Here is a 25581-nt window from a genome sequence, read left to right as displayed (position 1 = left end):
ACTCAAAAGGACAGGATGAATGCCCAATTTACCAGCCACAGCCTGCACAGTCTCGGGCGTCTCGAACGACTGATCGACCGCTTTACGCTTGAAATCCTCGGAAAATGAACGCCTTAAATGCTTGGTCATAAACACCTCTCCATCTGTCAAAATTGAGGTGTCTACTTTTTCGGGGGCGGTCCACTTCGATTAGGCGAGAGCGGCTAAGGCGCTCTCACCTGCCGAAATACGAAAACACCAAACAACCAAACCACCAATTAGCCGTTGAGGAGTTGCTCCACGCGGCGCCAATGTACCCGCCGTAGTTCACGCCACTCCATCCGAAACCACGGCGCCACATCGGCTGCCTCATCGGCTACCAGGCTGTCCACATCTTCGGGCGTCAGGAACCGCCAGCCGTCGATCTCGGTGGGATTGGGTCGCACTTCGTTTTCGTGCGTGCGGCCGATATAGACCCAACACAATTCATGCTCGGCTCCCATGTCCCGGTAACGGGCCTGGTACTGAAACTTGTAGACGAACTCGAGCTCGGCCGCCACGCCCAATTCTTCACGCGTGCGTCTTACGGTCGCCTCGTCCATGTCTTCCCCGGCGCGCGGGTGCGAGCAGCAACTGTTGGCCCAGGAGCCCGGCCAAAGGCGCTTTTCACTGGCACGCTGCTGCACGAGCAGCCGCCCCTGCGCATCGAACAGGAAAACCGAGAACGCGCGGTGCAGAATGCCCTCCCCGTCGTGACACTCGCCTTTCGAGAGCGTCCCGATTTCCCGGTCAGCCTCGTCGACCAGGATCAGCTCCTCGCTGTCGGACGACACGACACGTTCCGGCCCGGCCTGCTCAAGCGCCACCGATCGGCACCTCCAGCGCGTTGTAGCCGGCCTCACGAATGGCCCGGGCTACGCGCGCGCTCTCCCCGGGGCAGAGCGCGATGATGGAACCGCCGCCACCGCCACCCGTGAGCTTGGCACCAACAGCGCCGTTGTTGCGCGCGACCTGCAGCAGTTCCTCGAGCTCCCAGCTGGAAACCTGCATGGCGTTGAGCAGGCCCTGGCAGACATTCATCAGCTCGCCGAGCGTGTCGTAATCGCCGGTCTTGAGCGCATCCAGGCCGTTGCCGGCCAGGGTGTCGATTTCATCGAAGATGCGCTCGTAGAGATTGGGGTTCTTTCTCCAGGCTTCGCGCACCCGTGCCACGGTGCGCGCCGTCAGGCTCTCGACGCCGCTCATGCCGATCACGATCGGCAGCGGTTCGGCCACCTGGATGACCTCGCGCTGCGGCTGCTCGCCGTTGCGGAACAGCATGAACTCGCCCCAGGTGGCCAGGGTGTTGTCGATACCCGAAGGCGTGCCGTGGGCCACCTTCTCGCACTCGAAGGCCAGCTCATTGATGCGGTCGTCGTTCAAACCGAGCGAGAAATGCGCGTCCATGGCCCGAATCACGGCGACGGCCAGCGCTGCCGACCCCCCAAGGCCCATCGCCCGCGGCACATTGGGGAAGACCTCGATACGCATACCGCGCCCGCTCAGCCCCAGCGCCTCGAGCACCCGCCCCATCGAACGGGCGAATGACTGCGGATGCTTGGCGGTAAAGTCCAGGCGCTGCTCCACGCCCCAGCGCGGAATGATCAGCTCCACGCCCTCGCGTGCGTCCTCGACCCGAGCCTGGATGGCCAGCGGAATCGGCGCGGCGATGGCGCGTCGCCCATAGACAACCGCGTGCTCGCCGAGCAGGATGATCTTGCCGTGACCGGCGCCGAGCTTTTCACCCTCGAGCGTTTCCTGTTCATCCCGGCGTTCTTCTTCACCCGACGCCAACCTCGGGGGCTCGGCCTGCGAACGCACCTCGGCGATCAGTTCCTCGGCCTTCCATATCTTGATCTCGCCGGAGGCGATCAGGCGCTCGACCACCGTATCGAACAATTCCGGCGGCGTGCCCGCGGCGGTCGCCACCGAACGCGCATGCAGGGTCATGTGACCCTGCTGGATGCCCTCGGTCACCAGGGCCCGGATTGCGGAAAAATTCTGGGCCAGTCCGACCGCGCCCATCACCTCGGCCAGCTCCCGCGCCGATTCGACGCCGAGCAGGCGCATGTTCAGCGCGACGGTCGGGTTGGTCTGCAGCGGGCCGCCGACCGTGCCCACCTTGATCGGAATCTCGAGCTCGCCGACCAGGTCGCCGTTATCGTCCTTGAACCACTGGGTCAGCGAGGCATAGCGACCGCCGCGGGCGGCGAAGGCGTGTGCACCGGACTCGATCGCCCGCCAGTCATTGCCGGTCGCCAGGGCCACGGCGTCGATGCCGTTCATGATGCCCTTGTTGTGGGTGGCGGCCCGATAGGGATCAATGCGCGCAAAATCATTGGCCACAATGATCCCGTCGCGCACCTGCTCGCCGTCGAAACCCTTGCCGGTCAGCTGCTCGACCGGAATGCGCACTCGCGCCTTGACCAGGGCGCGGTCGGTCAGGTTCGAGAGAATGCGCAAAAAGACCCGCCCGTCGGCAATGGTCTCGACCAGGGAGGCGACGCCCTCGCACATCGTATTGACCAGGTTGGCACCCATGGCGTCGCGCGTGTCGACCAGCAGGTGAACCACCACCATGTCGCCGCCCGGTCCCTGCGAGGGGTGGACGAAAACCTCCAGATCACGGGCACCACCACCGCGGGCGATCATCTTCGGGTGCAGGCTATTGGCGAGGTTCAGAATCTCCGACTTGCGCTGCAGCAGGGTCGCCTTGGCGCGTGCCGGGTTGGCCACGTCGACAAGCTGGATCTGGCCGATCAGCTGCGGCTCCATGCTCTCGACCATGAATCCGCCGGACTCGCGCGCCAGCTTGGCGGCCGAAGACAGGGCGGCGACGATCGAGGGCTCCTCGACCACCAGGGGCACCACGTATTCCTTCTCGTTGATCAGGAAGTTCAGACCCAACCCCACCGGAAGGCCCATGACGCCGATGACGTTCTCGATCATCTTGTCGGCCAGCTGCACCGACAATGTGTGGCTACCGGACTGCAGGTCCTTGTAGTCGTCCGGACCGAGGAGGCCGCGGTCGCGCACGGTCCGCACCCGCTCGGGTACGGACATCTTGTAGAAGCGAGGTATCCGGGATCGTTCCATCAAGTCTTCACTCTGTTGTTACCCGAACGCCCTGCTCGGACGGTCGGAGGGGCAGCGTCTTCAAGCCGGCCTGTCGGCACAGATGCCGCATGCGTGAGCGGAACCGGCTGTCAAGCGAAGCGGCCATCCCCAGGTCACCGCCACCGGCGCCGCAGGGTTTGTAGACGCCGTTGAGCAATTCGGCCAGGCCGCCCGCGATCCGATGCTCGGCAGTCACGATCTCGCAGCCGACCAAATCGTTCATTTTACCCATTATTTCGCCGTAATCCGACCAGCAAGCGAGGATTTCTTGCACATCGCCACGTTCGACAGCCTCAAGCCCGGCACTCGCCACGGTCTGCATCTCGCCCAGCAGACGCCCGTGCTCGCGCGGGTGCTGCTCGCGCGATCGGCGCCAGGCGGTCAGCAGCTCAGCGGTCGAGGCCGGCTCCCCGGCCCACACGAAACATGTCTTGATTTCTCCCGGAAGCGACAGCGGTCGAATCTCGATTCGCTCATCACGAATTCGGTACCCGAGCAGACCGCCGCACAGACTGGCAGCCAGGTCAATGCCGCTACCGGCGTTGCCCTGCGCTTTACGCCCGGGTTGCAGCAATCTCGAAACGATTTCGAAATCGGTCTCCTTCCGCCCCCCTTCGAGAAAGGCGGCGCGAAGGACAGCATCGATCGCCACGGCCGTTGCCGCGCTCGATCCCAGGCCGAGTTTGACCGCATCTTGGCCGCTCCCGTCGAACAGCTCGGCCGTGTCCACACGCATCCTGAACGGTCCTGGCCGGCCGCCGCATTCGGCAATGTATCCGAGCACGGATTCGATCAGGGCCGCCGTTCTTGCAAAGGGCGCCGGCACCGCTTCCTGCCAATTCAGCCGGGCCCGATCGTCGACCCTGAATCGAACCGGCGGGATTCCGAGCTGCGGCGCCTCAATCCGGCAGTCTGCATCCTGGCAATGCACCAGCTCCACGCGACAACGGCGATCGACCGCCTGAACCAGGGCCGGCGCGCCCTCGAGCACCGCATACTCACCCAGCAGGACGATCTTGCCCGGCGCCGTCGCGACCCAACGCGGCACCGCTACGCCACCGGGCTCGCGCCGGCGCCCAGCCCCGTGACCATGACGTCCTGTACACCGGGCTGCCCGCCAAGGACTTCGATCACGCGCTCGCTTTCACCCGGCAAGCAGACAGCCTTGACCTGCGGGCCGGCATCGACGGTGAAGAATACGCCGGTGCCGCCCGAGCGCAACACGCGCACGGCGTGCAGGCAGGCCAATGTGGCCGGGTTCCAGTAGATCAGGCCGGGCCGGGCGGCCAGCATCGATGCATGCATTTTCAGCGCACTATGCTCACTCACATCGGCCAGCGCCTCGAAGTCTCGCGCTGCGATCGCGGCCCTGGCCGCTTCGAGATCGGCGGCCACGGTATCCACCCAGGCCGGATAGTAAGGGGAGGTTCGCATGGTGTGATTCATGCCGTCGCGCGAACCCACCGCCTTGCTGCCCGAGTCGGTGACGGCCACCACCACTTCCAGGGGCCACTCGCCGGCGGCCAGCAGGGGACGCGCAACCGCATCCGAGCCGTCTTTGCACAGGCCTGCATCCATCTCCACGAAACCGCCGAAAATCGAGCGGGCGGCCGACCCCGACCCCAGACGGGCCAGCCTGGAACGCTCCCGATCCGGGACTTCCAGGCCGAATGCACTTGCGGCAGCCGTCACCAGGGCCGCGAAGCCGGACGCCGAGGAAGCCAGGCCGGAACCGGTGGGGAAATTGTTGCTGCTGTCGACCCTGCACGGCGTCGTCTCACCGGCCATCTCTCGCAACTGGTCGAGCATCGCGCCGACACGACCGGGCGACTGCTCGACACCGTCGAGAAAGAAACGATCGACCTCGAGCGAGGGATCGAGCGTCACGGTGGTGCGCGTCTCCAGCCCGGCCAGGGTGATGGAGATCGACCCGGCCGCCGGCAGATTCAACCGCTGGTCGCGCTTGCCCCAGTATTTGACGAGCGCGATATTGGCCCCGGCCCGCGCAGTGGCTTGATTCATCTGGCTTTGGTGTGTGCGTAGCGCCAGGGGGCATGATAAGCGCTTGCGCCACACTATGGCAGTGGAGTGAAGGTTTCAGGGTTCAGGGTTCAGGGTTCGGGGTTCGGGGTGGCTTCGAGTAGGTTTTCCTGAAACCTGAAACCTAGTTCCCACTGAAAGGCTTGAATGTCGCCTGGGGAAATTCGACGCGGATCTCGGTGCCCGCGCCCAACTCGCTGTCGGCATGCAGGTGCCAGCCGAAGCGATCGCACAGGCGGCGCACGATGGACAGGCCCAGGCCATAACCCTCGTTGGAGCGGTCGTGGCCGCGATAGAAGGGTTCGAACATGCGCTCGAGGTCGGCCTCGCTCATGCCGCAGCCGGAATCCTGCACGGTCACGCCATTGCGATCAATCAGCACGTGGACGTGCCCCCTCTCGGTATAACTGAGCGCGTTGCGCAGCAGATTGGTGAAGACGATCGCCAGCACCCGCTCCGGTGCACTGACCTCGAGCAGGCCGTTGGCGCGCACGCCCGTCGTCATTTCCGGGCGATCGAATGTCGCGCCGATCTGCTCGAGCAGGTCGGTAAGCAGATCGTTGAGTACCACCGAGGACCAATTCAGCCGCGACCCGCTCTCGCGCGCGAGAATCAGCAGCGTCTCGACCAGCGCCTCCATATCGCGCACCGTGCGGTTCATTCGCTCGACCGTCTTGGCACGAGCCTCGTCATCGGACTGCTTTGCCAGCAACCCGAGATTTGAACGCAATACGGCCAGTGGCGTGCGCAGTTCATGACTGGCGTTGCGGGTAAAGTTGCGCTCGCGCTGGATGAAGGATTCCAGGCGGTGAATGAACTGATTGAAGGCGTTGATCAGAGCCAGCGTTTCCGTATCGGTGGTCTCGCCGAAATCCGTTTCGCTGAGTTCTTCGAGTTTTCCCGAGCGGAAATCGTAATTGCGTACTGCATCGGCCAGCTGTACGACCGTGGATACGGCCCGCCGCGACATGACGTAGCCAATCCACGTCAACATGTAGATCAGCAACAGCACACCGGTCAACGGTGCAATGCCGAAATACCAGGCCAGAGATGAGACCTGCATCTCGTCGAATACGAGGTAAAGGCGATCGTCACCCAGTTCGGAGACGTGGACGACGGGCATGGACCTGTCGCTGCGATGCCCCCGCCCGAAGCCGGGCTCCTCGTCGCGCAGCCATTCCGGCACGGTGGACATGTCACCGTCTTCGGCCAGATAGGCAGTCAGGTTGTTGGTATCAGGCAGGGGGAAATCCGAATTCGCTTCGTACTGGTCCCAGAAATACTCCGCCTCGCCGTTGAGTGCTTCCTGCACCAGCACCCGTTCAACGACCCAGGCGGCAGCGTAGACGCCAAGAACCGTGGCGATGCTGATCGCCAGCACTTGCAGCAGGAAAACACGCACCAGGCGGGTGCGCAGACCGCCACTGAGCAACCGATTAAACGGTTTCATCGCGCCTTGCGGAAGCGATAATGCCCCACCAGCCACTGCCTGCCGCGATCGAAGCCGAACAGCTCCTCGCAGGCCATGAAGAAGATACGCCAGCGCTGCTGCCAAAGCGCGGCGTCATCTCCGTAGGCGTCCTGCATGACCGCACGAACGCCGCTACTTTGCCCATCGAGATTGTCGAGCCAGGCCCGCGCGGTTCTCGCGTAATGCTCACCCGAGTAAAGCCAGCGGCGTTCGATGACCACATCATCGGCAAAGTGTAACAGCGTGTCGCTTGCCGGCATCAACCCACCGGTGAAGAAATAGCGCCCCATCCAGTTGCCATCACCCTCTGTTTCGAAGGGATAGGCCAGAAAGCGATGGCAGAAGATATGCACGAACAGCCTCGCGTCCGCCTTCATCCAGCCGGCAACGCGCTCGAGCAGCTGCCGGTAGTTGCGCACGTGCTCGAACATTTCGACCGACACGACGCGATCGAACTGTCTGTCCATTTTCAGTTCATTGACATCGCAGGTGATCACTTCGAGATTTCCCAGGGCGAGGTCGCGGGCTCTCGACTCGATGTGTTTGCGCTGCGATGCCGAGTTGGACACGGCTGTGATCCGGCTGGCGGGATAGCGTGAAGCCATCCACAGGGTCAGCGAACCCCAGCCACAACCGAGCTCGAGGACGTCCTGCCCATCGACCAGCCCGGCGTTGCGACAGGTCTGGTCGAGCATGATCGCCTCGGCATCATCCAGATTGTCCACGCCCGGCGGCCACAACGCGCTCGAGTATTTCAGCCGTTGCCCGAGCACCTGCTGGTAGAAGGCTGCGGGAACCTCGTAATGCTGCTCGTTGGCTGCGTCAGTCTCTATGGCGATTGCCGACTCGGCCAACTCGTCCATCAGCCCTTGGTAACGTTCGGACTGTGCTTCCGGATCATCGACGCGCTCATCCCGCAATCGCCGCGTCAACAACGCTCGAATACCGCGCCGGATCAGCCAGTCGGGGACGAATCCTTTCTCCGCCAGTTCAATGGGTCTCATGACGTTGCGTTCCTCGAAAGCGTGTCGGTTGTCGCCTGCCGATCGACTCGACCGTGCGGGTAGTGAGCCAGCCAGAACAGAGCGGGAAGCAGCAGGGCCCAGCTCAATCCGGTGGCGAGCACCACCTGCCAGGCCGGTGCGAGCCACTCGACCGCGCCGAAACGCGAGCCGGCATAGTAGGACATGGGCGAACCAATGCCGCCCAGGATGCCAATGAGCAGTAGTCGCTGCTTGAAAATACTCATCGAGTGATTGAGTACCAAAGCCAGGGCCAGCCACAAGAGAAGAATCCAGAACGGCGCGAGCCCGCTCGACGGCCAGGGCATGGCAAAGGCCATAAGGCCGAATTGCACCCAGAGGGTATCCAGCACAAACCCGATTGCCAGGCAAAGGGCGATCATGCGCCAGTCATTGCGATGACGCCGTCGAGGATGCAACTGCCATAGAGCCATGGCGGCGACGACAAGCGTGCCGCTCCAGCCGGCAATGCCCCAGGAAGCTCCGACTACGCAGGCCGGCCAGCTCAGCTGGAAAAGCCCCTGGTTGATCCAGAAGTCTCGTCTCATGCCGTCAGCTCGCCTCCGCCGCTGAGTCCGGATTCGGAACCCGGTCGCCATTGCGGACCGGCCAGCAGCAGGTGAACGTCGCTAATGGCACGTTCGCGGAAGCCGCCCTCGCAGTAAGCCAGGTACCACAGCCATCGGCGCCGGAAGGTTTCGTCGAAGCCCATCTCGCGGATATTGTCCCAACGGGCCTCGAAGCGCTCGCGCCACGCTGCGAGGGTGCGCGCATAGCTGGCGCCGAAGTCGGTCATCTCGACCAGGCCCAGGCGGCTCGCGCGCGCCATGGATCGGGCAACCGCACTGACCGAAGGGATGAAGGCGCCGGGAAAGACGTAGCGCTTGATGAAGTCGACGTTCTTCAAAGCGCTGCCATAACGATAATCCTCGATGGTGATGGCCTGGAGCAGGGCCAGGCCGTCGGGCTTGAGCAACTCGTCGATTTTCGCCAGGTAGGTATCAAGATACTGGTGACCGACCGCTTCGATCATCTCGACCGAAACGATCTTGTCGAACTGCCCCTCCAGAACACGATAGTCACGAGTCAGAAGTGTGACGCGATCCTCGAGGCCGGCTTCCCTGACCTTGCTCAAGGCGAACTCGTATTGTTCACGTGAGATCGTGGTGGTCGTGACGCGGCACCCGTATTGCCGTGCCGCATGGATCGCCAATCCGCCCCATCCAGTGCCGATTTCCAGCAGGTGATCATTCGGACCCAGATCGAGCTTGCGACAAATCCGCTCGAGCTTGTTGATCTGCGCCTGCTCGAGAGTTTCGTTGTCGCCAAGGTACAGCGCACTCGAATACATCATGCGCTCATCCAGCCAGGCGGCAAAGAAATCGTTACCCAGATCGTAATGGGCGGCGATATTACGCCGGCTTCCCTTGAGGCTGTTACGGTTGAATGCGTGCCAGAGCGCCAGGGCGATATTGGTCAGTCGTGCAACCGCTGTTTCCATTTCGTCAAGCACGTTGCGGTTACGGGTAAGCACCTGTACCACAGCTACCGGATCCGGGCTGTCCCAGAGCTGTGCCATCCAGGCCTCGGCCGCACCGACGCTGCCACCGCTGGCCATCAGTCGCCAGAAGCGTAGGTCGCGGATTACCACCGTCGCCTGCAGCGAATCGCCGGGATTACCCAGCGTGTACTCGCCGTCGGCGTCCTCGATAACGAGTCGCCCTTGCTCGATGGCCCCAAGCCGGGACAGCACTCGAGCCCGCAGCCATCGATCGATGCTGCTGCCTGATCCGACGCCGAGTTCGTCAATGGTCCTTTCCGTATCCATCATTGCGTCACTTTGTCCGGGTGTGAGTGAAAAGGCGTCTTCTTCAGCCACAGGCGCAAGGCCTGCCAATAGATTCCGGCGACAACCTTTAGCGTCATCAGCGGAAACCTCAGCGGCATCCGCCGCATTGACGACTCAGTCATCGGTTCGAGGGTCAGGCGCATTCCCGCCTGGAAACATTCTTGATCCGAATGCCGCAGTTGCATGTGAACGCTCAGGTGATCTTCCTCGATGTGGAATCGCCAGTCGTAGCGGATGTCCATCGGCATGAAGGGGGAGACGTGAAATGCCTTGTCGAACTCGAAGCGGTACGCCGGCCCGTCCTGGCCGCGGCAGTCGAGCACGTAGGCATGGCGCTCGTTCCAGGGCGTGTTGTGCACGTCCGCGACAATGGCATCCATGCGGCCGGCCCTGTCGAGGCAGAAATAAATACTGACCGGGTTGAAGCACAGCCCCCATTGGCGCAGGTGCGCCAGCACAAAAATACGGCCACTCGGCCGGCGGCCGGTGTCCTCGGCGACACGCTCGACCACGGCCTGCCGCAGCGGCCGATCGAGCGGGCGCAGGAAATCGCCGCGCCGAAAGCTCACAAGGTTGAAACGCCCCAGAGACCAAAGGCGACTGCGGGCGAACAGTTCCTCCACGCGATCGATATCAAACAACGTGTAGCTGGTGCGGTAGACAAAGCGATGCGGCTTGGGCGTAAGACGACGGTGCCAGATCTTTCCGGTGGCAATGGCGCTATCCATTTCGAGCCTCGATATCGTCGATCACACGCCTTGCGCTGCGCGCGCCGTCCTCGTGGAAGCCCCAGCCCCACCAGGCGCCGCAGAACCAGGTTCGCCGCAAGCCGTTGATGTCGTTCCAGCGCGACTGGGCCGCCACTGCCTCGGTCGTAAAAACGGGGTGCGCATAATTTCGGCGCACGAGAATTCGCTCCGGATCGATCATCTCCGTCTGGTTGAGCGAGACGATGAAATGCTGCCGGCTGTCGATGTTCTGCAGCTTGTTCATGTAGTAGGAAACCCGGCATTGGCTTGGCTCCCGGCCATCCATGCGAACGTTCCAGGCTGCACGCGCAGCGGGCTTGTCGGGCAGAACCCCGACATCGGTGTGCAGTATCGCTTCGTTCGGCTGGTAGTCCACGGCGGATAGGACACAACGCTCGACCGGGCTGGCATCGGCCAGCAGCCGCAGCGCCTGGTCGGAATGGCAGGCAAGAATCGTCGCGTCAAAGTGAATGTCGTCATGAGGCGTTCGGATCACCACCCCGTTTTCGGTTCGCTCGATCGAGCGCACCGGCGTACTGGTCACGAATCGCGCCGCACAATTGCTAGCAGCCTCGACGTAGGATCGGCTGCCGCCTCGAACCGTCTCCCACACCGGGCGCCTGCCCAGAGTCAGCATGGAATGATTGTCCATGAAGGCAAGCAGGTGCTTCATCGGGAAGTCGGTAACGTCGCCCATCGGCGCCGACCACAGGGCCGAGGCCATCGGCAGCATGTGCCGGCTGGCAAACATTTCACCCAGGCCGCTTTGTTCAAGCCATTCGCCGAGCGTCACACGATCGTCGATTTCCTCGAGCAACTGTGGCGCACCCCGGTAGAAGCGGGCGATATCAAGCACCATGCCGTGGAAGCGGGGACTGAGCAGGTTGCGGCGCTGACAGTAAAGCCGCCCCAGGGTGCTGGCGTTGTACGCCAGGCCGGTGACGGCATCGCTCACACCGAAACTCATGTCGGACGATTCCGACTCGACCCCGAGCTCTCCGAACCACGCGGTCAACAACGGGTAGTGCGCCCGGTTGAAGACAATGAAGCCGGTATCGATGGATCGGGGCACACCTTCATCGTCCACGACCTGCGTATCGGCATGGCCACCCAAGCGGTCCTCGGCCTCGAACACCGTCACCTCGTGACGCTGCGACAGATGCCAGGCCGCGTAGAGCCCCGAAACCCCAGCACCCACGATAGCGATTCTCATGACGACACCCGACGTGCCTCACGGATTCGCTCGGGCACGGGCTTGAGCGCGCTGACGAGGCCAACCCAGCTCATTATCTTCAGCAGGTAGAAGCTGAAATCGACTTCCCACCAGTAGAAGCCCTGGCGCGCCGAACCCGGGAAGTGGTGGTGGTTGTTGTGCCAGCCCTCACCGAGCGTGAGTAGAGAGAGGAAGAAATTGTTGCGGCTGTCGTCGCGCGTGGCGTAGCGGCGGCTGCCCCAGACGTGGGCCAGGGAATTGATGGTCAATGTCACGTGGATCAAGACCACGGTCGAAACGAAATAACCCCAGACCAAAAGCTGCCAGCCGCTGGTTTCGAGACCCGGCGCCCAGTGGCTGAGGCCTGTTCCGAGCAGGAACATGAACAGGGCATAGCCAACAGGCACAAGCAGGTCGTAGCGATCCAGCCAGCGCAACTCTGGATAGACGACCAGGTCCGGAATCTGCTCGGCGCGCGTCTCGAAGTTCTCGCGGCACAAGAACCAGCCCATGTGGCTCCACCAGAATCCGTGGCGAGGTGCGTGCACGTCTTCATCGGTATCGGCATACTTGTGGTGGTGACGATGGTGGGCCGCCCACCACAGCGGCCCACGCTGGGTGGCCGAAGCGCCGATGAGCGCAAACAGGAACTGGACCGGCCGGCTGGTACGAAACGTCCGGTGCGAGAAATAGCGGTGGTAGAACGCGGTGATGGCGAACATGCGCAACAAATAGCTGAGCGCGAAGACCACCACGGCCGTCACGGAAACGCCGACGAATACGACCCCCAGGCACGCCAGGTGAAGGCCGATAAAGGGAATGATTCGAAGCCAGTCAACGCGATGCGGGTCCTGCACGTCATTCCGCAGGCGCTGTCGCGAGTCGAACCAGGCGAAGAGTTGCTTCATCACGTAACGAGTATCCAGTCCACTTGCGCCGAGATTAGACGCCCGAACTCATCAACCTGGCGTGAAAACGCCCTTCACTCCCGGTGGACATGACCCGGCGCATCATCGCGTCCATGAATAATCACGCAATCATTCAACGCTGCGCGGTAGTCGCGCTGCTTCTGGCAGCCACCGCCGCTTGTGCAGGGAGCGGGTCGATGACGGACAAGGATACGGTCGAGGGCTACCACCAGGCGCTGGAGCAGAACCCCGGGGACACCTCGGCAATCGATCAGGGGGTAGCAACCTTCCAGCAGACCTTCGCGGACCTGACCCGCGAGGACCTGGCCCGGCGCATCGGTGAACTCTACGCCGATGAGTTCTACTTCAACGACACCGTACACATTGCCCGGGAGCGTTCAGAGCTGGTGGATTACATGGCCCGTACCGGCCAGACACTCGAACAGAACCGGGTCGAGGTGCACAAGGTCATCCGCGACGGCTCCGACGTTTACGTCCGCTGGGAGATGACCTTCGTCACTCGGGCCATGGGTAAGCGCGTCGAGTCGCACTCGATCGGCATGACCCACTTGCGGTTCGACAAGAACGGACAGATCGTGCTTCACCAGGACTTCTGGGACAGCGGCAGCGCGCTCTATGCGCACCTGCCGGTGGTCGGATTCTTCGTGAGACGTGCCCAGGGGGCGATGCAATGACGCGCAGCATATGGCTCATACTCCTGCTGGCCGCCGCTTCCACCCCAGCGCCTGCGGCGACTGCGGAGCTGGAGCGCTGCTCCGAAGTCGAACTGAAGGTCATCGGCCTGTTCAGCGTCGGCACCGCCAGCCTGCACCTGGCTGACTGCGGCGACGCCGGGCGCGTACTCGAACCCGTTGCCAAGCAGTTTTCCCTGAAGCTCGACCGGGACATGGCCGGCAAGGATCTGATCGAAAGCGCCAACGAACTGCTGGTCGAAAACCTCGATGACGTCGACAACCCCGACCAACTGCCCGAGGAACTGGCCTGCCTTGCCAATGCCTACGTCGATGCCTCCGACGGCGAACGATTCGACGTCGTCTACGAACCCGAGGAACGCCTGGCGCTCTACCGCGATGACGAGCTGCTGACAGAATGTCCCGACCAAGGGCGCGGCCACGAGTACTTCAAGATCTGGTTCGGCGAAGAACCCTTCAATGACCGCATGAAGAAACGCCTGCTCGAGCGGGCTAGTGGAAATTAAAAAGAAATTTAAAGCCTTCCACAGATAAACACAGATCTGGTGTGCCGATAAGAAGTGGGTTTGACCCTGTTCTCGCGCGGCGATCAATTCGGCGCTGAAAATCCCAAATTACAAGCACCAAATATCAAACAAATTCGAATGACCGAAATTCGAATGACCTAAACGGCCAAACTGGTACCGGCTTCTCCACTGGGGTGCATTCCCGCTAGCGACTCCAGGCTCGGGAAGCATGACAGTGGGTTGGTGTTCGATCGCCCAATTAACAGTGCTTTTTATCTGTGTTCATCTGTGTTTATCTGTGGACAAATTTTCTTTTATCAGCCCCTCGAGGGCCCCACCCAAACCTGTTGCGCATTGACGAATTCGTGGATGCCTTGCGGGCCGAGTTCGCGGCCGATGCCGGAGCGTTTGATACCGCCCGAGGGCAGCCTCGGATCGGTCTTGACGATGCCGTTGACCGCCACCTGGCCGGTTTCGAGCCGGCTGGCCATGGCCACACCGCGCTTGGTGTCCGTCCACACCGCCGCGGCCAGGCCGTAGTCGGTGTCGTTGGCCAGTTCGATGGCCTCGTCCTCACTGTCGACTTTCATCACGACGGCCACGGGACCGAAGGTTTCCTCGCAGGAAGCGGTCATTTCGGGGCCGACGCCGGTCAGCAACGTCACCGGGTAGAAGAAGCCGTCGCCTTCGGTCAGTTCACCGCCGAGGGGGCAGTCTGCACCGGCCTCGACCGTCTTGCGCACCTGGCGGTGCAGGTTGTCGCGGAGATCCTCGCGCGCGATCGGGCCGATATCGGTCGACTCCTCGGAGGGATCCCCCAGTTTCAGGCCCGCCAGACGCTCGTGCAGCAGTTCGACGAAGTGGTCATGGACCGGTGACTCGACGATGATGCGCTTGGCCGCGATGCAGCTTTGACCGGCATTGATGATGCGCGAAAGGCAGATGGTGTCGGCCGCCTTCTCCAGCTCGGCGTCGGCCAGCACAATGGCCGGGTCGGAACCACCCAGTTCCAGCACCGAGTGCTTGATCTCCGCCGCCGCGGTCGAGGCGACGATTCCGCCGGCGCGCTCCGAACCCGTGAACGATACCGCCTGCACACGCTTGTCCCGGATCACCCGCTCGACCCGCTCGGTCTCCAGCGGCAGGTTGGCGAACAAGCCCGCCGGAGCACCGGCGCGCTCGAACAGCTTGCCGATCGCCTCGGCGCAGGCCGGCACGTTGGGGTCGTGCTTCATCAAGCAGGCATTGCCGGCCATCAGGGTCGGCGCGGCAAAGCGAAAGGCCAGCCAGAACGGCGCGTTCCAGGGCAGGATGCCCAGGATCACCCCCAGCGGCAGGTACTGCACGTAGCTTTCGCTGGCATCCGAGGCGATCTGCTCGGTCGCCAGGTACGCCTCGGCGTGTCCGGCGTAATGCTCGGCGCACCAGGCTGCCTTCTCGACCTCGCCGCGGGCCTCGCGAATGGGCTTGCCCATCTCGTCGGTCATCAGGCGAGCGAGGTCCTCGACATCCTCGCGCATCAGCGCGGCCACATCGTTCAATACCTTCGCCCGGTCGGAGAAGCCGGCCAGCTTCCACCCGGCAAACGCGGACTCAGCCCCGGCCAGACGCTGTTCCAGCGCGTCGTTCGACAACGCTTCAACTTCGTACTGGGTCTTGCCGGTCGTCGGGTTGATCGAGCGCAGCGTCGTCATTGTCGGCGAGCCTCCTTGATGTTCTTGATCGATTCACCACGTGAGCCGCCTTGGGCGGCCTTTTCTGGCCGCGGCAATTCGCATGCGGCCTGTTCGGGTTTCACCATGAAGTTCTCGTCGAGATCGAAGAAGGACTCGCAACCGTCGGCGGTGATATGGATGGTGTCGGAGATGCCGACCGTCTTGTCGCCATCGACCCCCCACATCCAGGGAATGATGTGGAACGTCATGCCTTCCCTGATCACCCGTGAGTCGCCCTGTTTGAGGCTCATGATGTAGCCCTCGTCCCAGCTCGGCGGAAACGCGATGCCGATGGAGTAGCCCGAGCGCGTGATCAGGCGTGCGCCCACTTCGTTGGCAGTGATAATGTTGCGCACCAGATTGTCGGCATCCGACACCGTCATACCCGGGCGGATCACGTTCTTGATCTCATGCAGGGCCTGCTTCATGCGGTTCTGGGCATGCTCCATCGAGGGCGAGAGCTCGCCCAGCACGACGGTTCGCATCATGGCCGTGTGATAGCGCCGGTAGCAACCGCCGACTTCCAGGAACACGTGCTCACCCGGCTGGACCGTTCGTCCCTCCCAGGTGGCATGACCGATCATGCTGCGCGGTCCTGAGGTGACATAGGGCATTACCGCCGGCGGCTCGCCGCCGGCGCGGAACATGGCGGAAGAAATGGCGGCGCCGATATCGTTCTCGGTCACGCCAGCTTCGGTGGCCTCGAAGCCGGCTTTCATGCCGGCCTCGGTTGCCGCGGCAGCCCGGCGCATGATCTCAATCTCGTGCTTGGACTTGCACACACGGCCTTCCTCGACGATGCCGAAGCAGTCAAGCAGCTTACCGTCCAGGAACGTCGTAAAAATGCTGTCCTGGTGATAAGCGGGGAGAAAATAGCTGTTGCGTTCATAGCCGATGGACTTGCCGGTCAGGCCGAACTCTCGCAGCGACTCGACCAGCATCTGGATGGCGTCGCCCGTGTCCGGATACGGACGCGTTTTCTCGACCCAGGTGCGCGCATGGACATTCGATTCCTCCAGCATGCGGGTGATCATGAAAGGCTCGTCCTCCAGTGGCACCACAAGGGCCTGGAAGAAGCTGTAACCCGTGGTCTGATAATCGGTGAGATACATCAGGTTTTCCGGGTCGGTGATCACTACAGCGTCGAGCAGGCGCTCGGCCATGCGGTCTCGTAGTTCCTTGAGCCGACGTTCGTACTCCTCGAAGGGAAACGTCATGTCGTCGCGCTGTCTCATGCCGCCGCCCTCCGGGCCGACGCCACCGACTGCTCCAGGATGTCCAGCCCTTCGACCAGGTCGGCCTCGGGAATGGTCAGCGGCGGGATCAGCTTGAGCACCCGTCCGCCGGTGCCGCAGGCGCCGATCAGCAGGCCGCTTTCGAAGGCGGTCGAGGCAATCTGCTTGGCCAGCTCGCCGTCGCCGACGTCGAGCGCCTGCATCATGCCGCGGCCGCGCACGGAGAAGCCGCCGCCGTGCTTGCCGGCGATTACTTCGATCCGTTGGCGCATGGTCTCGCCGTTGGCCTTGACGGCATTCATCAATTCATCGTCATCGAAGTATTTCAGTGCCTCGACGCCGGCAACGAAGCTCAGTCCCTGCCCGCGGAAGGTGCCGGTATGCTCGCCCGGCGACCAGTGCTTGTCGTATTCCGGTTTGACCAGGTTCATCGCCAGCGGCGTGCCGAAGCCGCCGATCCCCTTGGCCAGGGTGACGATGTCCGGATCCAGGCCCATGTCATCGAAGCTGAAATAGCTGCCGGTGCGGCCGCAGCCGGCCTGGATGTCGTCGTAGATCACCAGCGCACCCAGGTCGCGGGCCAGGTCCTGCACGGCCTTCAGCCATTCGGGCCGGGCCACGTGAACGCCGCCTTCGGCCTGGATGGGCTCGATCACGAAAGCCGCCGGGGGTTCCAGACCGCTGGAGGAGTCCTCGTACATGGCGCGCAATTGGTCGACCCAGGCCAGGCATTGATCCAGCTCGACTTCGTCACTGCCGAAGGGCTGTCGAACGACATGATCCAACGGCACACCGGCGGCGTTGCGGAAATAGGCGTTGGCGGTGCAAGCCAGCGAGCCGAGGGTCATACCGTGGAAGCCGTGCTCGTAGGCGACCACGCTGCGCCGGCCGGTGACCTTGCGCGCCAGCTTGAGGGCGGTTTCGACCGCGTTGGTGCCGGTCGGCCCCATGAACTGCAGCTTGTGGTTCCAGCCCCTGGGCTTGACGATGGTGTCGACGAATTTCGCGATGAAGTCGCGCTTGACGTCGGTGTACATGTCCAGGCTGTGGGCCACACCATCGCGCTCGAGAAACTCGATCAGGGCGCGTTTCATCCTCTCGTTGTTGTGACCGAAGTTGAGCACCCCGGCACCGGCGAAGAAGTCGATATAGCTCTTGCCGTTCTCGTCTGTCTGGCGCGCATTGGACGCCGACTTGAACACGGTCGGGTACAGGCGGCAGTAGCCGCGAATGTCCGATTCCCACTGTTCGAATACCTGCATGTTGTACCTCCTTCGGCTCGGTCCCGGCACTGATCCGCCGGGCACGGGGGTTGTTACTCCTTCACTGGATAACCAGCGATCCGGGAATAAATGCGGCCGACCGTGTCGATCAGCCGGTCGTTGAAGTCGTATTTCGGGCTGTGGCAGGGATGGTCGTGGCCCTGGCCGTCGTCGGCGCCGATCAGGGCGAAGGCGCCTGGAATGGCCTTGAGGTAATAGCTGAAATCCTCCGAGGCCATGATCGGCGTCTTCAAGGCCGTCTCGAGCGCATCGTCGCCAAGCTCGCCGCAGATCGCCCGGCGATATTGCCCGGCCTCGGCCGGATGATTGACGGTCGCGTCATAACGCGGATGAATGCGCACATCGACCTCGACACCGTAAGCGGCACCGGTGTTCCGGGCGATGGTCTCGATCAGCTCCCCCATCAGGGCACGTGTGTCGGGATCGCCAAGCCGGAAACTGCCGCCGAGCGTGGCGGTTTCCGGAATCACGGTGGGCGCACCGTCGGCGCGGATATTCGTCACGCTGAGCACGGTCGGCGCCTGCGGCGAAATCCGCCGGCTGACCACCTGCTGCAGCGCGGTGACGATGGCAGAAGCCGCCAGCAGGGGATCGCGGCACAACTCGGGCTGGCTGGCATGTCCGCCCCGTCCGTGCACGCTGATCTCGAAAGTGCCGTTACCGGCCATCACCGCCCCGTCCGGGCACACGGCCTGGCCGAATGGAATCGCCGGCCAGTTGTGCCAGCCGAAAATGGCGTCCACGCCCTCGAGTGCGCCGTCGTCGATCATGGCTTTGGCGCCATGACCACCCTCCTCGGCCGGCTGGAACAGCAGCGAGACCGGGCCTGGGAGCCCGGATTCATGCGCCTTGAGCCACTGCGCGGCCGCATAGAGTGTGGCCGCGTGGCCGTCATGACCGCAGGCATGCATGCAGCCTTCATGCCGGGAACACCACTCGACGCCCGACTCTTCGACGATGGGCAGGGCATCGATATCGGCGCGCAGGGCGACATGCCGCCCGCCGGCCTTGGGCGCCAGCGTCGCCACCGTGCCGGTCCCGGCACAAGCCCGCCACTCAACGCCCAGATCGTCGAGACGGCCGCGAATGGATGCAGCGGTCTCGTGCTCGGCCCAGGTCAGCTCGGGCGAACCATGCAGCGCCCGCCGAAAGGACACCGCCTCGTCGACCATCGCCTGCCAGTTGTGCGTCGCGCTCGTCGCCAAGGCCGAATCTCCTGAAAAAATCAACCCGGCGGGCACCGGGTTGATGGCAGAACCTGACGTCATCCAGGCGTTCTTTTCGCCCGACGACCGGTCTAGGCTAGACCCGTGATCGACCCACTTGCAAGCACTTTCGTTTAGGCCCAAAACAGTTGCGCGGCAAGCGTTTACCCAATCTATCCACAGTCATTCGGAAGGCCACGGGGAGACAAGCGGCAGACCGCGCTCGGTCCTGCTATTCTTCCGCTCAGTTCTGGCGATCAACCAGGAATCGAGTGAAGGCCTCCACCCTGCGACTGCTGTTCAACCTTTACCCGCCCTACTGGGGCACGGGTATCCGGGTACGCGAGATCGCCGAGGACTACCGGCGCGTCGTGGTGGAAATGCCGCTGCGCTTCTACAACCGCAACTACGTCGGTACGCATTTCGGAGGCAGCCTGTCGGCGATGACCGATCCCTTCTACATGCTGATGGTGACGAACATCCTGGGGGCCGACTATATCGTCTGGGACAAGGCCGGCACCATCGAGTACCGCAAGCCGGGAATGGGACGGGTCCGCGCCGAGTTTCGCATCGACCAGGCGCTGATCGACGAGATTCGGGGCATCACGCGGGAGAACCGTAAGTTTGAACCGAGACTGGCGGTGGATGTCGTCGACCAATCAGGCGAAGTCGTCGCCCACGTGACCCGCACGCTTTATATCCGCCGAAAGCGAAAGTCCGGGACAGACCAGGGCCAAACCAGCTGACGGGGGTCAGTGAACGAAAAAAGAAATGCCGGCACTCGTGAGAGATACCGGCATTTCGCCCCCAGGTCCCTTCCCGTGCGTCCCCATCTGCCTGTGCAGCGGTTGTGCTGAAAAGGTGCCGTTGCCGCCAGCGGGCAGGCGAGGAGCACCCAGCGCTGGCGACAGATTCATGCTAACCCCATGGTCCTTTGGGAACTTGCACGCACCCGACGCAGATTTGTACAAATCCGGCAATCGACGCCAATCACTGCTGTTTTCGCCAGGCCGAGGGCGACATGCCGAAATGCTGGCTGAATACACGGGTGAAATACTGGGGGCTGGAAAAGCCGCAACCCAGAGCAACCTCCTGAATCGGACGGTCGCTTTCAATCAGCATCTTCCGGGCACACTCGAGGCGGAAGCTCTGGAGCTGGGCCCCCGGCGTAAGCCCGGTCAGAGCCCTGAGCTTGCGCTGCAGGGTTCGCGTATCCATTGACAGAAATGCCGCCATTTCGGGCACGCTGGCATCCGGATGTTCATGGTTCCGCTCGAGCCAATCCCGTACCTTTTCGAGAAATCTCGCATCCCGTTCGGACAGGTCGGGCAGCGGGCTATCGGACGGAGGCGCTTGTTGGGCATCGGCAGCCTTCACCCCGGTCGCCACAAGCTCGCGCCACAGGCGCTGCTGAATGCGCGCCCGCATATCGACCATTCGCTGCAGTCTCAGCCGAAGTTCAGCGGGATTGAAAGGCTTGGCGAGGAAGTCGTCGGCACTCAGCGAGTAGCCGCGGAGGCGCGTGGCCTCGTCCTGCCGGGCGGTCAGCAGAAGAATCGGCAGATGGCTGGTACGCACATCTTCTCGTAGCCGCCGTAGCAGCTCTAGGCCGTCCATCCGCGGCATCATGATGTCACTGACGACAACGTCGGGCATGCGCTCGCGCGCCAGCGTAAGGGCCCTTCGGCCGTCATCAGCCTCGACGATGTGCCAGTCGCCGGCCAGCACATTCGCCAAATGACCGCGAAGATCGTCATTGTCTTCGACCACCAGCACGGTTCCGAGCCGCTCGGGGCAACCGATCGGCGGCGGTGCGGCCTCCGGGGCCGATGTGCCGGACTCGGGGGCCAGGCTTTCGAGTTCGAGCTGCAGACGCCGCTCGGTCAGTTGGTCGACCGGCGCACTCTCCATATGGCCGCGCCAGGCGGGCAGCCAGACCCGAAAGCTGGCGCCGTGACCCGGCTCACTGACGAGGTCGACATTCCCGCCGTTGGCGCGTGCAGCCTCACGCACCAGCGTCAAGCCGATGCCGGCACCCTCGATACGACCATTTTCATGCGCCGGCATCCTATTGAAACGTTCGAAGATAAGCGCCTGCTGCTGCCTGTCAATGCCGGGCCCATCATCGCTGACCGACAGCAAGACGCCGTCGCTTTCGCCTTCGACGACAACCCGCACCCGCGACCCGGCCGGACAATACTTGAGCGCATTACCGACCAGATTGAGAAGGATACGCTCGACATCCGCCTGGTGGCACTGCGTCAGCCATCTTCCGTCCACCTCATGGCTGAGTTCGATACCGTTCGTCTCAGCCATTGCCTGGAAGGCTTCGACTGTCATCGTCACCACCCGGTCGATCGGCCACGGCTCTGGAACCCGCAAGTCGCGCTTGGACTGCAGCCGCGACAGACTGAGAAGCTGGTCGACCAGTCGCAGCAGTCGACGCAAGTAGCGCCGGGCCGTCTTTGCGGCACCGGAGTCATTCCCATTACGTTCCAGCCGGTCCAGGCTGGCTTCGATCAGCGTCAGCGGCGTACGAAATTCATGCGAGATGTTGGCAAACAGGGTTGTACGCGCCTGCAACAGTTCGGCCAAGTCGCTCGCCTGCTGATCAACCAAGCTCTTTTGCTCGCGCAGCTCCCGCGTCCGTGCCGCCACGGTGTCCTCCAGCGTGCGTCGGCGCCGCCGCTCAACCATGATGAAAGTCGAGATCAGCGCCGCGGTGACAATGACATAGAGTGTCCAGGCCCGCGGCGTCAGCCACGGGGGCGACGCGACGGTGAGCGTCAAAAGTTGGCGATCGTGCGACCAGACACCATCGCTGTTGGCTGCCCGCACTGAGAAGCGGTAGTTACCGGGCGCAAGATCCGGATAGCGAACCACCCGGGTGCCGTTGGTCTCGACCCAGCCCCTGTCGGCACCCTCGAGACGGTAGGCGTAGCGGTTTTGTCCCGGCTCGGTAAAGTGCAGGCCGACAAACTCCAGCACCAGGGAATTACGATCATGCTCGGTGTAGAACGATGCCGGAGTCCCCCCAGGCAACTGCAGGGCTTCTCCGCCCAATATCGCGCGCTCGAGGTGGATTCGTGGCGGTTCCGGATGCAGCTCGATGTCGTCGGGGCGAAAGACATTCACGCCGTTGATACCGCCAAAATACAAGCGGCCGCTTTCGCCCTGGGTGACAACGGTATTGTTGAACTCCAGGCCCTGCAAACCGTCCCCCAAGGTGAACTGCCGAACCTGACCGCTTTCGGGGTTGAGCCGGGCCAGGCCACGATTGCTGCTGAACCACAGGTAACCGGCACTACCGGAGACCAGCGCGTAAACGGTTCGGTCAGGTAGGCCATCGGACTCGCCCAGCCACGTCCAATCCGAAATATCCCCGTTCTGCAGCCGGGCACGGCCCAGGCCAACCTGCTCCGTGCCCACCCAAAGCACGCCCTCGGGGAATTCGGTCAGGTGAAAAATCTGGTTGCGTGGATGCCAGCCGGGAACCCCTGCCGGATCGTGCCAGACCAGTTTTCCGTTCTCCGGGTTCCAGACAACGATCCCGCGCTTGGTCGCCACTAACACGGTGCCGTCAGACGTCTCAAGGAATGACTGGACCTTAATTTTCCCGCGTTCCTGCCCCGCTCGGGTGGCGGAAAGATCGGTCCACTGAAGGGGCTGAATACCGATGCGATCGGAATTCAGGCGGAAGCTGCGTAACTGGCTCCCCGCGCCAACCCAAAGCTGTTCACCATCGGCGGAAAACTGAAGCGACTTGATCTTGATGTCACGACCGGCTTCCTGCACTGGATGGACGGCCAGTACTTTTCGCGACCGGCCCGAGATCACAGCAATGCCACTGTCGGTCCCGGCCCAGATATGACCGGAAACCGGATCCTCGGCCAACGACCAGACAGCATTGCCAGGCAGACGCTTGTCCGGCCCGGCGAGCGTATGCAGGCGGTCGGCAACGACTGAAAACTTGTCATCCCGTTGCTGCCAGACCCGAATCCCGCCATAGGTCAGCCCCGTCCAGAGAAACTCCCGACCGCCGGTTCGTTGCTCGAGCACCGAGCGCACGACGTTGTCGCTGCCGAAGAAGTCATCCCTCGTTCGATCCCGCACCAGCTCAAAGCGCGTGGACTGCGGCGTGAAGCGAGACAAGCCACCCAGCCCTCCTCCGACCCAGACCACGCCGAAATCATGCTGATAGACCCTGTTCATGTCGCTGGCGGGCGACGGCGTCAGGGAGTGCGGATCAGCCGGGTCATGACGGAGCACTCGGAACCGTTTACCGTCGGGCGTCGATAGCCCGACCGCCTCGGGAAAACCAACCCAGACATAACCCCGGTCGTCCTGCATCACGTCGAGGCCATAGGCCAATTGCTCGACCGCGCCTTCAGGCCGCCAGCGCACGAAACGCACATCCCAGCGCGACTTCTCCGGATCGAACTGCACCAGTGACTCGCGCGTCAACACCCACAACATGCCGCGCGGGTCAGCCGCGACTGCGCCCACCCAATCGTCATCATGACCATGATCGCTCGGCCGGATCCGCCCGGCCACAGCTTCGCGCTCAGGATCGAACAGTGTGATGCCGGACCGGCCAGCGAGCGCCAGCCAGCCATTGGGGAGCACCGAAATCGCAGAACGGCGCACGGTTCGGCGATCGATGTCGATTTCGGCCACCCGACGAAAGCCGGACCGGTCGGACCGCAATCGCCACAGCCCATCGGTATTGTAGAACCAGGGCTGGCCGGAATGATCCACTGCAAGGCCGCCAGCCTCGAACGGTTGCCCGCTCCCGTCCAACCCCACGGGCACGAGGCGGTCGGCGCCCGACGGAAGCATCAGCAGACCTTCCGTAGACTGGACGACCAGGTTGCCGTCGCCGTCCTCGACCAGGTCCCTGACGTTGTGCTCGAGCCCACCCGCGCCGCCATTGGCGAATTCGCCAACGGGGATTCTCTCGATGCGCAGGGATGTGGGATCGATTCGATCAAGCCCGCTCCGCGTTCCGACCCAGAGCTGCCCGTCATGTCCCCTGAGCAGGACCTGAATGCGGCTGTCACTCAAGGAGGCAGGATCATCAGGGCGGTGGCGTAAGTTGTGAAAGCCGTATCCGTCGTAACGGCTCAGCCCGTACTGGGTGGCAACCCACAAATAACCCAGGTCGTCTCCGACCATATCCTGCACCGCCGACTGCGCCAGACCATGTTCGGGCGAGAGATGATCGAATTTAACGGTCGGATAGGCCTCGGCCGAGCCGGCATACAGAGATGCGGCCAGCAACAGCACACATCCCAGTCCCGCATTGGCGACGCGTACCGAATCCCCCCGATGCTGCGTAAGCAAAATAAAACTCGCCTCCCATAAGCCGGTAAACAGTTTACAAGACTGAACCCCGGGGGCGGTAAACCCACCCACGAGCCCCGCCCGCTGATTCGCAGCTTGGCCCCCACCGCTCCCGGGGCTAGAATGACCCGTTTTGCGGTCTCACAGCCACCCACGAGTCCTTCAAATATGCGCATCGGCACGACCCTGACCCACTACATCATCCGCAACCAGCGAGAAATCGCTGGCGCCAGCGGCACCTTCACCGGCCTGCTCAACGATGTTTGCGTGGCCTGCAAGAAGATCGCGGCACTGGTCGACAAGGGTGCGCTGATCAACGTCCTCGGCAGCGCCGAGAGCGAAAATATCCAGGGCGAGGAGCAGAAGAAACTCGACGTGATTTCCAACGAGATCATGATCGAGGCCCTCGAGCACAACGGGCATATCGCCGCGCTGGCTTCGGAGGAAATGGAGGGCATCCACCCCATGACCGCCGAGCGTCGCGGCCGCTATCTGCTGCTGTGCGACCCACTCGACGGCTCGTCCAACATCGACGTCAACGTCTCGGTCGGCACGATTTTCTCGATCCTGCGCGCACCCGACGACACACACGAGCCGACCGAGGCCGATTTCCTGCGACCGGGCGTCGAACAGGTCGCCGCCGGCTACTGCCTGTACGGTCCCTCGACCATGATGGTGCTGACCACCGGCGACGGGGTGAGCATGTTCACCCTCGACCGCGAATTCGGCGAATTCCTCCTCACCCGCGAGAACGTCACCATTCCGGAAGATACGAAGGAGTTCGCCATCAACGCTTCCAACCAGCGATTCTGGGACGAACCGATCCGGCGCTATATCGACGAGTGCCTGGCCGGCGAGGACGGCCCGAGGGGCAAGAATTTCAACATGCGCTGGGTCGCCTCGATGGTCGCCGAGGTCCACCGCATCCTCACCCGCGGCGGCATCTTCATGTACCCCTGTGACAAGCGCATTCGCGCCCAGGGCAAGGCCGGCAAGCTCAGGCTGATGTACGAGGCCAACCCCATGGCCATGATCGTCGAACAGGCCGGCGGCGCGGCCTCCACCGGCGAGCAGCGCATTCTGGACGTCGCTCCGGAAGAACTGCACCAGCGCGTACCGGTGGTCCTGGGCTCACGCAACGAGGTCGAGCGCGTGAGCGCTTACCATCGCTGAACCCCCACGCTTCGCCTTCAA

At 62.9% G+C, this 25581-nt stretch carries 21 protein-coding genes; 4 read left to right on the top strand and 17 right to left on the bottom strand.

What is annotated here, in order from left to right; all coding sequences use genetic code 11:
• From ACDC66_RS14020 to ACDC66_RS13965, 12 genes are all read right to left on the bottom strand, one after another.
• The coding region (locus tag ACDC66_RS14020) for a transposase (RefSeq protein ID WP_376697359.1) at window positions 1-129 on the bottom strand (129 nt) is incomplete at its 3' end.
• A 128-nt stretch (window positions 130-257) separates the two neighbouring features.
• Window positions 258-845 (bottom strand): isopentenyl-diphosphate Delta-isomerase, encoded by a 588-nt coding sequence (gene idi, locus ACDC66_RS14015; protein WP_376697356.1) that lies wholly within the window; start codon window positions 843-845, stop codon window positions 258-260.
• Window positions 835-3114, bottom strand: a complete 2280-nt coding sequence (locus tag ACDC66_RS14010; RefSeq protein WP_376697355.1) for a hydroxymethylglutaryl-CoA reductase, degradative — start codon at window positions 3112-3114, stop codon at window positions 835-837. Before ACDC66_RS14010 ends, idi begins: the two co-directional genes overlap by 11 nt.
• 7 nt (window positions 3115-3121) lie before the next feature.
• On the bottom strand, window positions 3122-4183 hold the full coding sequence (locus ACDC66_RS14005) for a mevalonate kinase family protein (protein ID WP_376697354.1): 1062 nt from the start codon (window positions 4181-4183) through the stop codon (window positions 3122-3124).
• Window positions 4184-4185: 2 nt separating this feature from the next.
• Window positions 4186-5157: a diphosphomevalonate decarboxylase gene (gene mvaD, locus ACDC66_RS14000; protein WP_376697353.1), complete on the bottom strand. Its 972-nt coding sequence runs from the start codon at window positions 5155-5157 to the stop codon at window positions 4186-4188.
• Window positions 5158-5299: 142 nt separating this feature from the next.
• Window positions 5300-6625, bottom strand: coding sequence for a sensor histidine kinase (locus tag ACDC66_RS13995; protein WP_376697352.1), 1326 nt, complete (start codon window positions 6623-6625; stop codon window positions 5300-5302).
• Window positions 6622-7650: an SAM-dependent methyltransferase gene (locus tag ACDC66_RS13990; protein ID WP_376697351.1), complete on the bottom strand. Its 1029-nt coding sequence runs from the start codon at window positions 7648-7650 to the stop codon at window positions 6622-6624. Before ACDC66_RS13990 ends, ACDC66_RS13995 begins: the two co-directional genes overlap by 4 nt.
• Window positions 7647-8216, bottom strand: coding sequence for a DUF2878 domain-containing protein (locus ACDC66_RS13985; protein ID WP_376697350.1), 570 nt, complete (start codon window positions 8214-8216; stop codon window positions 7647-7649). Before ACDC66_RS13985 ends, ACDC66_RS13990 begins: the two co-directional genes overlap by 4 nt.
• Entirely contained in the window at window positions 8213-9499 is a 1287-nt protein-coding gene (locus ACDC66_RS13980; protein WP_376697349.1) for a class I SAM-dependent methyltransferase, read from the bottom strand. The genes ACDC66_RS13985 and ACDC66_RS13980 overlap by 4 nt, the downstream gene beginning before the upstream one ends.
• Entirely contained in the window at window positions 9496-10245 is a 750-nt protein-coding gene (locus ACDC66_RS13975) for a DUF1365 domain-containing protein (RefSeq protein ID WP_376697348.1), read from the bottom strand. Before ACDC66_RS13975 ends, ACDC66_RS13980 begins: the two co-directional genes overlap by 4 nt.
• Entirely contained in the window at window positions 10238-11479 is a 1242-nt protein-coding gene (locus tag ACDC66_RS13970) for an NAD(P)/FAD-dependent oxidoreductase (RefSeq protein ID WP_376697347.1), read from the bottom strand. The genes ACDC66_RS13975 and ACDC66_RS13970 overlap by 8 nt, the downstream gene beginning before the upstream one ends.
• Complete coding sequence (locus ACDC66_RS13965) at window positions 11476-12387, bottom strand: acyl-CoA desaturase (protein ID WP_376697358.1); 912 nt, start codon at window positions 12385-12387, stop codon at window positions 11476-11478. The genes ACDC66_RS13970 and ACDC66_RS13965 overlap by 4 nt, the downstream gene beginning before the upstream one ends.
• A gap of 197 nt (window positions 12388-12584) precedes the next feature.
• On the opposite strand from ACDC66_RS13965, the gene ACDC66_RS13960 reads away from it, so the two are divergent.
• Complete coding sequence (locus tag ACDC66_RS13960) at window positions 12585-13082, top strand: nuclear transport factor 2 family protein (RefSeq protein ID WP_376697346.1); 498 nt, start codon at window positions 12585-12587, stop codon at window positions 13080-13082.
• The gene (locus ACDC66_RS13955; RefSeq protein WP_376697345.1) at window positions 13079-13606 is read left to right on the top strand and encodes a chalcone isomerase family protein; all 528 of its coding nucleotides are present in this window, start codon (window positions 13079-13081) and stop codon (window positions 13604-13606) included. The genes ACDC66_RS13960 and ACDC66_RS13955 overlap by 4 nt, the downstream gene beginning before the upstream one ends.
• Before the next feature lie 317 nt (window positions 13607-13923).
• Here ACDC66_RS13955 and ACDC66_RS13950 read toward each other — a convergent pair whose 3' ends face one another.
• From ACDC66_RS13950 to doeB2, 4 genes are read right to left on the bottom strand one after another with little or no spacing between them, the layout of a single operon-like run.
• Window positions 13924-15300 carry an NAD-dependent succinate-semialdehyde dehydrogenase gene (locus tag ACDC66_RS13950; RefSeq protein WP_376697344.1) on the bottom strand — a complete coding sequence of 459 codons (1377 nt, stop codon included), beginning with the start codon at window positions 15298-15300 and terminating at the stop codon, window positions 13924-13926.
• Window positions 15297-16556, bottom strand: a complete 1260-nt coding sequence (doeA, locus tag ACDC66_RS13945; RefSeq protein ID WP_376697343.1) for an ectoine hydrolase — start codon at window positions 16554-16556, stop codon at window positions 15297-15299. The genes ACDC66_RS13950 and doeA overlap by 4 nt, the downstream gene beginning before the upstream one ends.
• Window positions 16553-17818 (bottom strand): aspartate aminotransferase family protein, encoded by a 1266-nt coding sequence (locus tag ACDC66_RS13940; protein WP_376697342.1) that lies wholly within the window; start codon window positions 17816-17818, stop codon window positions 16553-16555. Before ACDC66_RS13940 ends, doeA begins: the two co-directional genes overlap by 4 nt.
• A gap of 53 nt (window positions 17819-17871) precedes the next feature.
• The gene (gene doeB2, locus ACDC66_RS13935; protein WP_376697341.1) at window positions 17872-19044 is read right to left on the bottom strand and encodes a N(2)-acetyl-L-2,4-diaminobutanoate deacetylase DoeB2; all 1173 of its coding nucleotides are present in this window, start codon (window positions 19042-19044) and stop codon (window positions 17872-17874) included.
• A gap of 272 nt (window positions 19045-19316) precedes the next feature.
• Here doeB2 and ACDC66_RS13930 point away from each other — a divergent pair, with 272 nt between their 5' ends.
• Window positions 19317-19790, top strand: coding sequence for a DUF4442 domain-containing protein (locus ACDC66_RS13930; protein WP_376697340.1), 474 nt, complete (start codon window positions 19317-19319; stop codon window positions 19788-19790).
• Between the two features lie 244 nt (window positions 19791-20034).
• Here the strand turns inward: ACDC66_RS13930 and ACDC66_RS13925 are convergent, their stop codons facing one another.
• Window positions 20035-24324: a response regulator gene (locus ACDC66_RS13925; RefSeq protein WP_376697339.1), complete on the bottom strand. Its 4290-nt coding sequence runs from the start codon at window positions 24322-24324 to the stop codon at window positions 20035-20037.
• A 231-nt stretch (window positions 24325-24555) separates the two neighbouring features.
• Here ACDC66_RS13925 and ACDC66_RS13920 point away from each other — a divergent pair, with 231 nt between their 5' ends.
• Window positions 24556-25560, top strand: coding sequence for a class 1 fructose-bisphosphatase (locus ACDC66_RS13920; protein ID WP_376697338.1), 1005 nt, complete (start codon window positions 24556-24558; stop codon window positions 25558-25560).
• The last annotated feature ends 21 nt before the right edge of the window (window positions 25561-25581 follow it).

Origin of the sequence: Wenzhouxiangella psychrophila (assembly GCF_042310375.1) — a bacterium.
Classification (GTDB): Bacteria; Pseudomonadota; Gammaproteobacteria; order Xanthomonadales; family Wenzhouxiangellaceae; genus Wenzhouxiangella.
Note: the sequence above shows the minus strand (reverse complement) of the source record. Positions and strands in the feature narration are given on the sequence as shown.

Bases quoted from the DNA above. Each gene is read 5' to 3' on its own strand.
- ACDC66_RS14010 (WP_376697355.1), bottom strand. From the start codon at position 3,114: ATGGAACGATCCCGGATACCTCGCTTCTACAAGATGTCCGTACCCGAG.
- mvaD (WP_376697353.1), bottom strand. From the start codon at position 5,157: ATGAATCAAGCCACTGCGCGGGCCGGGGCCAATATCGCGCTCGTCAAA.
- ACDC66_RS13995 (WP_376697352.1), bottom strand. From the start codon at position 6,625: ATGAAACCGTTTAATCGGTTGCTCAGTGGCGGTCTGCGCACCCGCCTG.
- ACDC66_RS13990 (WP_376697351.1), bottom strand. From the start codon at position 7,650: ATGAGACCCATTGAACTGGCGGAGAAAGGATTCGTCCCCGACTGGCTG.
- ACDC66_RS13985 (WP_376697350.1), bottom strand. From the start codon at position 8,216: ATGAGACGAGACTTCTGGATCAACCAGGGGCTTTTCCAGCTGAGCTGG.
- ACDC66_RS13980 (WP_376697349.1), bottom strand. From the start codon at position 9,499: ATGATGGATACGGAAAGGACCATTGACGAACTCGGCGTCGGATCAGGC.
- ACDC66_RS13975 (WP_376697348.1), bottom strand. From the start codon at position 10,245: ATGGATAGCGCCATTGCCACCGGAAAGATCTGGCACCGTCGTCTTACG.
- ACDC66_RS13970 (WP_376697347.1), bottom strand. From the start codon at position 11,479: ATGAGAATCGCTATCGTGGGTGCTGGGGTTTCGGGGCTCTACGCGGCC.
- ACDC66_RS13965 (WP_376697358.1), bottom strand. From the start codon at position 12,387: ATGAAGCAACTCTTCGCCTGGTTCGACTCGCGACAGCGCCTGCGGAAT.
- ACDC66_RS13960 (WP_376697346.1), top strand. From the start codon at position 12,585: ATGACGGACAAGGATACGGTCGAGGGCTACCACCAGGCGCTGGAGCAG.
- ACDC66_RS13955 (WP_376697345.1), top strand. From the start codon at position 13,079: ATGACGCGCAGCATATGGCTCATACTCCTGCTGGCCGCCGCTTCCACC.
- ACDC66_RS13950 (WP_376697344.1), bottom strand. From the start codon at position 15,300: ATGACGACGCTGCGCTCGATCAACCCGACGACCGGCAAGACCCAGTAC.
- doeA (WP_376697343.1), bottom strand. From the start codon at position 16,556: ATGAGACAGCGCGACGACATGACGTTTCCCTTCGAGGAGTACGAACGT.
- ACDC66_RS13940 (WP_376697342.1), bottom strand. From the start codon at position 17,818: ATGCAGGTATTCGAACAGTGGGAATCGGACATTCGCGGCTACTGCCGC.
- ACDC66_RS13920 (WP_376697338.1), top strand. From the start codon at position 24,556: ATGCGCATCGGCACGACCCTGACCCACTACATCATCCGCAACCAGCGA.